The organism is uncultured Campylobacter sp., assembly GCF_938045465.1.
In the GTDB taxonomy this organism is placed as follows: domain Bacteria; phylum Campylobacterota; class Campylobacteria; order Campylobacterales; family Campylobacteraceae; genus Campylobacter_B.
In genome coordinates, this window is record NZ_CALIBF010000069.1 from 1 (window position 1) to 5,938 (window position 5,938).

10 protein-coding genes are annotated in these 5,938 nt (G+C 34.6%); 8 read left to right on the forward strand and 2 right to left on the reverse strand.

Annotated features, from left to right (window positions below; all coding sequences use genetic code 11):
- Nucleotides 1-302 precede the first annotated feature (302 nt).
- Together Q0413_RS03330 and Q0413_RS03335 are read left to right on the forward strand one after the other, a co-directional pair.
- Nucleotides 303-599 carry a type II toxin-antitoxin system RelE/ParE family toxin gene (locus Q0413_RS03330; RefSeq protein WP_298987294.1) on the forward strand — a complete coding sequence of 99 codons (297 nt, stop codon included), beginning with the start codon at nt 303-305 and terminating at the stop codon, nt 597-599.
- Nucleotides 599-874, forward strand: a complete 276-nt coding sequence (locus tag Q0413_RS03335) for an addiction module antidote protein (RefSeq protein WP_298082946.1) — start codon at nt 599-601, stop codon at nt 872-874. The genes Q0413_RS03330 and Q0413_RS03335 overlap by 1 nt, the downstream gene beginning before the upstream one ends.
- A 35-nt stretch (nt 875-909) precedes the next feature.
- Here Q0413_RS03335 and Q0413_RS03340 read toward each other — a convergent pair whose 3' ends face one another.
- Nucleotides 910-1,479, reverse strand: a complete 570-nt coding sequence (locus tag Q0413_RS03340) for a hypothetical protein (RefSeq protein ID WP_298987296.1) — start codon at nt 1,477-1,479, stop codon at nt 910-912.
- The gene (locus Q0413_RS03345; RefSeq protein WP_298987298.1) at nt 1,476-1,688 is read right to left on the reverse strand and encodes a hypothetical protein; all 213 of its coding nucleotides are present in this window, start codon (nt 1,686-1,688) and stop codon (nt 1,476-1,478) included. Before Q0413_RS03345 ends, Q0413_RS03340 begins: the two co-directional genes overlap by 4 nt.
- A 351-nt stretch (nt 1,689-2,039) precedes the next feature.
- Here Q0413_RS03345 and Q0413_RS03350 point away from each other — a divergent pair, with 351 nt between their 5' ends.
- From Q0413_RS03350 to Q0413_RS03375, 6 genes are all read left to right on the forward strand, one after another.
- Complete coding sequence (locus Q0413_RS03350) at nt 2,040-2,420, forward strand: hypothetical protein (RefSeq protein WP_298987300.1); 381 nt, start codon at nt 2,040-2,042, stop codon at nt 2,418-2,420.
- Nucleotides 2,421-2,498: 78 nt separating this feature from the next.
- Complete coding sequence (locus tag Q0413_RS03355; protein WP_298987302.1) at nt 2,499-2,738, forward strand: hypothetical protein; 240 nt, start codon at nt 2,499-2,501, stop codon at nt 2,736-2,738.
- Between the two features lie 49 nt (nt 2,739-2,787).
- Nucleotides 2,788-2,916, forward strand: coding sequence for a hypothetical protein (locus tag Q0413_RS03360; RefSeq protein ID WP_298987304.1), 129 nt, complete (start codon nt 2,788-2,790; stop codon nt 2,914-2,916).
- A 395-nt stretch (nt 2,917-3,311) separates the two neighbouring features.
- On the forward strand, nt 3,312-4,631 hold the full coding sequence (locus Q0413_RS03365; RefSeq protein ID WP_298987306.1) for a hypothetical protein: 1,320 nt from the start codon (nt 3,312-3,314) through the stop codon (nt 4,629-4,631).
- The gene (locus Q0413_RS03370; RefSeq protein ID WP_298987308.1) at nt 4,631-5,026 is read left to right on the forward strand and encodes a hypothetical protein; all 396 of its coding nucleotides are present in this window, start codon (nt 4,631-4,633) and stop codon (nt 5,024-5,026) included. Before Q0413_RS03365 ends, Q0413_RS03370 begins: the two co-directional genes overlap by 1 nt.
- A 2-nt stretch (nt 5,027-5,028) precedes the next feature.
- Nucleotides 5,029-5,938: zonular occludens toxin domain-containing protein (locus Q0413_RS03375; protein ID WP_298987310.1), on the forward strand; the 910-nt coding region annotated here is incomplete at its 3' end.

Sequence of the window (5,938 nt, forward strand, 5' to 3'; positions counted from 1 at the left end):
ACGAGACGGCAAAATTTTATGATTTAAGGAGTTTGATGTATCTGCCTAATACTTGATGATTTTATTAATTTTAGACTATTAGCTAAGAATAAACTTTGTAGATAAAATTCTTAAATTGGAATTACAGACGTACATTTTTGATTTTTAAATAAAGGCAAAAGTAAAATTTAAAGTCACGATGCTGCGGTAGAAATTTAATGATAATTTGGTTGCAGAGGGTGGATTTGAACCACCGACCTTCGGGTTATGAGGAATTCGTGCACCTAAGTAGCCATTAAGCTACAAAAATATATAATAGCTTTATGCAAGTAAAATATACTCCATACTTTGAAAAATGGTATAAGAATTTATCGGATTACAAAGCCAAAGCTTCTATTCTGCGTCGTATCGACAAAATAAAAAATGAGAACTATTTTGGCGATTATAAATCCGTAACTAATGCTACTGATATATATGAGCTTAGAATTTTCGTTTCAGGCGGCATTAGAATTTATTTTACTTTCAAAGGCGATACGTTGATTATTTTGCTTTGTGGTGGCGATAAATCCACTCAAGCACGCGATATAGAAAAAGCTAAGGAAATTTTAAAGGAGTTATGATGGAACTAAAAACTTTTGAATTGTCTGACTTTTTAGATAATGACGATGTAAGAAAAGAATATTTGAATCAAGTTTTAGCTGACGGCGATTTAGAGGAGCTTAAAAGAGCTCTTTTGTATATTTCAAAAAGCTATGGCGTTGAAAAAATAGCTAAAAAAGCTAATCTTAATAGAGAGAGCTTTTATAAAATTTTTAAGCCTAATTCTAAGCCTAGATTTGAGACGATCTCTAAAATACTTCGTGCCTTTGATATGAATTTAAGCGTTTCTGCTTAAATATTAAGGCTGCGAGTTTGAAATTTTAGTGATTTTTAGTGCATTTCGATTTGGATACTATTTTTGTTTGTTTTTTTTCGTTCGATAGTTTCGCCTTTTTTGTAAGTTCCTGCGTTGTTTAGAGCAGGCTTTATGTTGTCTGAAAAATATCTATAAACTTCTTTTATCCTATTTCTGTGATCTATGCAATTTGGTTGCGAATTTTCGCTATATCCGAATTTATAATGATAAAAATCACTTTGCGGATTCCATACACTAAATTCTAGCCTGGCTTTTGTATAAAGTGCGGCCGATAAAAATGGTTCTTGGCAAATTATTCTTTCTACTTCGTTTTTAAATTTACTTATGCTTATATTATTGCTATCTCCAACTTTCAATTTTAGGTAGAAAACATTATTTTTTTGCTCATAATTATATCTATATTCTTTTTCTAATTCCATATGATTAAATATCTTTCTTTTATCAACTTGTTCGTAAACATATTCTGCTACCTGTTGCCCACTTTGACCTTGATACCATTTTTTAAATAAATTGTATTCGTAGTCAAATTCTTGGTTTGCATTCATAAAATTCGCTAGTATTACTATTAATAGTAGTTTTTTCATTGTTTTTCTTTCATTGTGTTGATTTTTTCAGAGCCTGCTTTTTTTTTAATGGCTTCTAATTTTTTAAGATAAATTTCCGTTTCTTTGATTTGTTCATCAAGCGCTAAGCCTTGATTTATGAGCCTTATTAGCTCGGGTTTTTCTTTTTCCCAGTTATTAAGCGTTCCTCTGCTTATGTTTAATAATTCTGCTAGTTCTTGTCTGTTCATTTTGACATCTTTTTAATATTTTAGTAGATTTCGTTTAATTATTAAACATAAATTAAGAATTCTTTGTGTAATATCACAATGTTCGTTTTGTTTAATTATTAGACGAAATGTGTTTTTTTGCTTCCTTATTGTTGATCTTTTTGACACATTGATTTTAACTAAAGTAAGCAAATTCTACACTTAATTCTCGCACTATGCCGCGACAGAGTAAAGATGTCTAGGGCCGAAGTTAGGCGGGAGTTCCACCCGAGCAAGTGGTAAAACTACTCGGGGCGGTTTGTGAAAATAACTCTTCCTTCCGCCCTTCAAGGTTTAATCGAGTTAGGCTTAATCAAATATAAAGGAAGAGTTATGGACTACATTCTACAAGATTTCAAGGTTTCTTACGAAATTGCAAGTGCTATCGCAAAAAGTGGTGCTAAAGGCGAGATGAACGGACGGGCTTACTCAAGCTCCGTGAAAATTACCGCTCGCAATCGATACGAGGAAGAAAATTCTGTAACGAATTGCGTCGATCTCAAGGAACAAGAACTCATAGTTAGAATTCTATGCAAAGATGATCTAACAGCTGGGGTTCTTACTACGAAATTTAATCAGTTTTTCAAAAACAAGGGCATTCTGAAATTTAACGCCGGGCTTCCGTCTTTTAATAATGGTGCATATACGCTTACTACTGATGAAGATGATGCTTACTGGATAAATTTCCTAAATAACGTTTCTCCTAAGAAATAACAAGCTTTACAAAGCCGATCCGTGTGGTCGGCTTGATAAAGTCTGCGCATGACTTAAATTTTAAAGAAAGGTGTTGCTATGAAAAAGTTGTCTTTTCTAAAAGAAAAACTTTGTTCTGCAAAGGCTAAGCTTTGTTCAGCTGTTTGTGTCGGTTTTAGTGCGATGAGCGCTTCTGCTGCTGGCATCGCTATTGACCCCGCTACAGGTGCCGTCACTGGTGACCTAGATAAAGCTACGTTTATGGGCGTTGCTGGTGCGGTTTTGGTCCTTTTAGGCGTCATTTTTGGCGTTAAAAAAGGTCTTGGTCTTTTGCGTTAAGCTCTTTCCCTCTACCTTTTGGTGGAGGGATAAATTTCAAGGTTTTATTATGTACGACTTTATCGATTTAACTAAGCTTACGATTTTTGTTAATAGTTTTGTGGCTGTCGTTATTGTCTTTTTTGCTGCTATTAAGCAGGTAACCGTTGCTTTGGATATTTTTAAGAATATGGACTAAGTATGTATAAGCTTGATATATCTTTGGAGCAATACAATTTTTTAATGGGCTTGAGTGGTATTTTATGCGCTTTTTTACTCGGTCTATTCGTTTTTTTAGTTTTGAGTAAGCTTTAATTTACGTTTAAAGTTTTCTCAAATTTAAAGATTAACGCGCGCCTCTTTTTATTTAGCTCGCTAAATAAAAAGTAGTGGCGCAATGCGTTAATCCCACGCCTCCAAGGCGTGTGTCGCGAAGCGTAGAAAGGAAGGGTTATGCAAATAGGCGTTTTTACTGTAACTGGCGTTTTGTCGTTTGATTATTTTTTCTCAATCATAGTGTGGTTTTTGCTTATATGTTTGCCTATATGCGCTGGGCTTATACTTTTTTCTAGGAAGTTTTTATAAGGTGGGGTTATGCTTAATAAGTTTAAATTCATCCCCCTTATTTTAATATCCTTGGTTACTTTTTCTTTTGCTGTCCGAATTCCCCTTTCGTCTAGTTCTTACGATTATCGTTTTAAAATTTCTACCGCTGGTGATATGTGGCTTTATAATGGTGTAGTTGATGGTATAGTCGAGCATTGCCAATATACTCAGATTGAAAATAATGCTTATGCACAGCCTAATTTTAATGAATCGTTTAAAAAAGACTCCTTTTATGCCCAATCGGATCCAGCTTCTAAATCTCCTAATGGTTATTTCGATGATCCTGCCACTATTTATAAATTTTTAGGTTCTGAAACTTATGAGGGTAGTGTATCCTTTAAACACGAAACCTATTCGTGGGCTAAAAAGCCTGATTCTATTCAAAAGATTTGCGTTCAATGTAATACCAAAGTCGGTGAGTATTTTGACTCTACTACAGGTTTATGCGTGAATAAATGTGAGGATATTACTAATCGATCTGATCGCTTGAATTGTATGTGTAAGCGTGCAGGAAAGCTTGGTTTTAGTGGTCATTTTTCTTCCTCGTTTATTGGCGGTGATGGTTCTGGGGTTTGTTGGTATACTTGCACTACAACTAAAGATGATCCCGAAGCTAGACCTAATGGCGATGGTACGGAATTTAGTGTTAGCTATGATATTGATGACACTTACCCAAATGCTAATGGCTTTTGTTTTGCCGATGATACTTATGCTCCTAATGCTAAGCCTGGTCCAAATCCCAAACCGGACGACCCGGGTAATAATAATGGCACAAAACCGGGTGGCGATAATCCTAAACCTGATGACCCAGGCAATAATAATGGCACAAAACCGGGTAACCCCGATAATAATAATGGCACAAAACCAGGTGGCGGTGGCGGTAAGCCTAGTAATCCGGGCAATAATAATGGGGCAAAACCGGGTAATCCCGATAATAATAATGGCACGAAACCGGGCGATGATGATAATGGTAAATTTGATTTTAGTAAATTAAATGAACTTAATGAAACTGTTGAGGGTGGCACTAATAAATTTATGAAAATTTTTGAGGATGCCAAAGATCAAATCGTTGGTGCTTATAATAGACTTAAAAAAGGTCAATTGAGCGATTTTAAAGTTCATGGTTCTGTTAATAGTTGTCCTTATACTCGTGATTTTATTATGGATGAAAGATTTAGCAAAAAAATTACTATTGATATATGTGCTTTTTTAAAGGATGCTCGCCCCTTCCTTTATTTTATTTTTTATGCTTTGTTTTTATTTCTTTTCTCATTATTCACTTATAAAGCTGTTGCGAGGTTATTATAATGGGCAGGATTGTAAGTTTTTTAGGTTCTTTTTTAGCTAAATGGGGTGGTGCTATAATCAGATTTGGGCTTATGCTTGGTATGGTTATGTTTTTTGCTAAATTTGCCGTTCCTTTTTTCGTAGATTTAATGGACGCTGTTGCTTTCATATTATCTAGGGTCAATGCTTTAATAGATTATATAAATTCCTATGTGGGTAATACCGATGAGCTTATAACCCTTTTCTTTAACGTGCTTAAGTCTATCGGCTTTTTTGATGCTTTCAGAGATGCTTATACTTTATTCAAACCCATATTTTTTACTCTGATCGTAGCTTTGGGCGGAAAGGTTGTTATGAGATTTTTATCCCTATTTGCTAGGTTGCTTAATTATCTCTTTATCTCAAGGATTGATTAGAAATGATAACTTACATCGTCGGTAACCCTGGTAGCGGTAAAACATATTACGCAGTCTTTAAAATTCATCAGCTTTTTATTTTCAAGCCAAAGGATACTTTCCTATCAAAGGTCATTAAGCCTGAGAAGCAAAAAGAGTATTTATATTGCTATACCAATATCAACGGCTTTAAGTTCGATTTGGACGCTAAATTTATAAAATTTGACTACGAAAAATTTTACTCCGATCTCGAAGTTTTATATCTGCTTTATATGGATAAGGTGGGCGATGACGTTCTAAACGAAAAAGCCAAAGAGTTAAATTTACACAATGTCTTAATAATCCTCGATGAAGCTCATAATTTCTTAAAAGCCAAAGAGGATAACATTTTAGTTTGGTGGCTTACTTATCATCGCCATTTATACCAGGATATTATGCTTATTACACAGGATTTATCGCTTATAAGTAATGAGTATAAACGTATAGCCGAGCATTTTGTAAAAGCCGTAGATAGCTCCAAGCGCCTATTCAAAAATAAATTTAGATATATGCTTTATGGCTCTTACAAGATGTATCAAAAAGACGTTATGCAAAAATTTCACGTTCCGTATATGAAAGAGGTTTTTAATCTCTACCATTCGGGGCAAAACGCCTCTCAAAAATCTTTTGTCCGTAAATTTCTTTATGTATCGTTATTTTTGTTTATCACTCTATCTATATACTTTTATTTCTTTGTAAAAAGTTTCAATTCTGATGAACCCGCTGATTCCTCCACTCCCGCCCCCGATACTCAATCCAATCAACCTATCGAAACCGCAAGTGGTAACAGCACTAAAGCCCTATTTAACGCCTCTAATCCAAATCCTAATGAGCCTCCTATAGGCTATATATATCAAATCCATTGTTTCTATGACCGTTGCTCCATTCAAAACG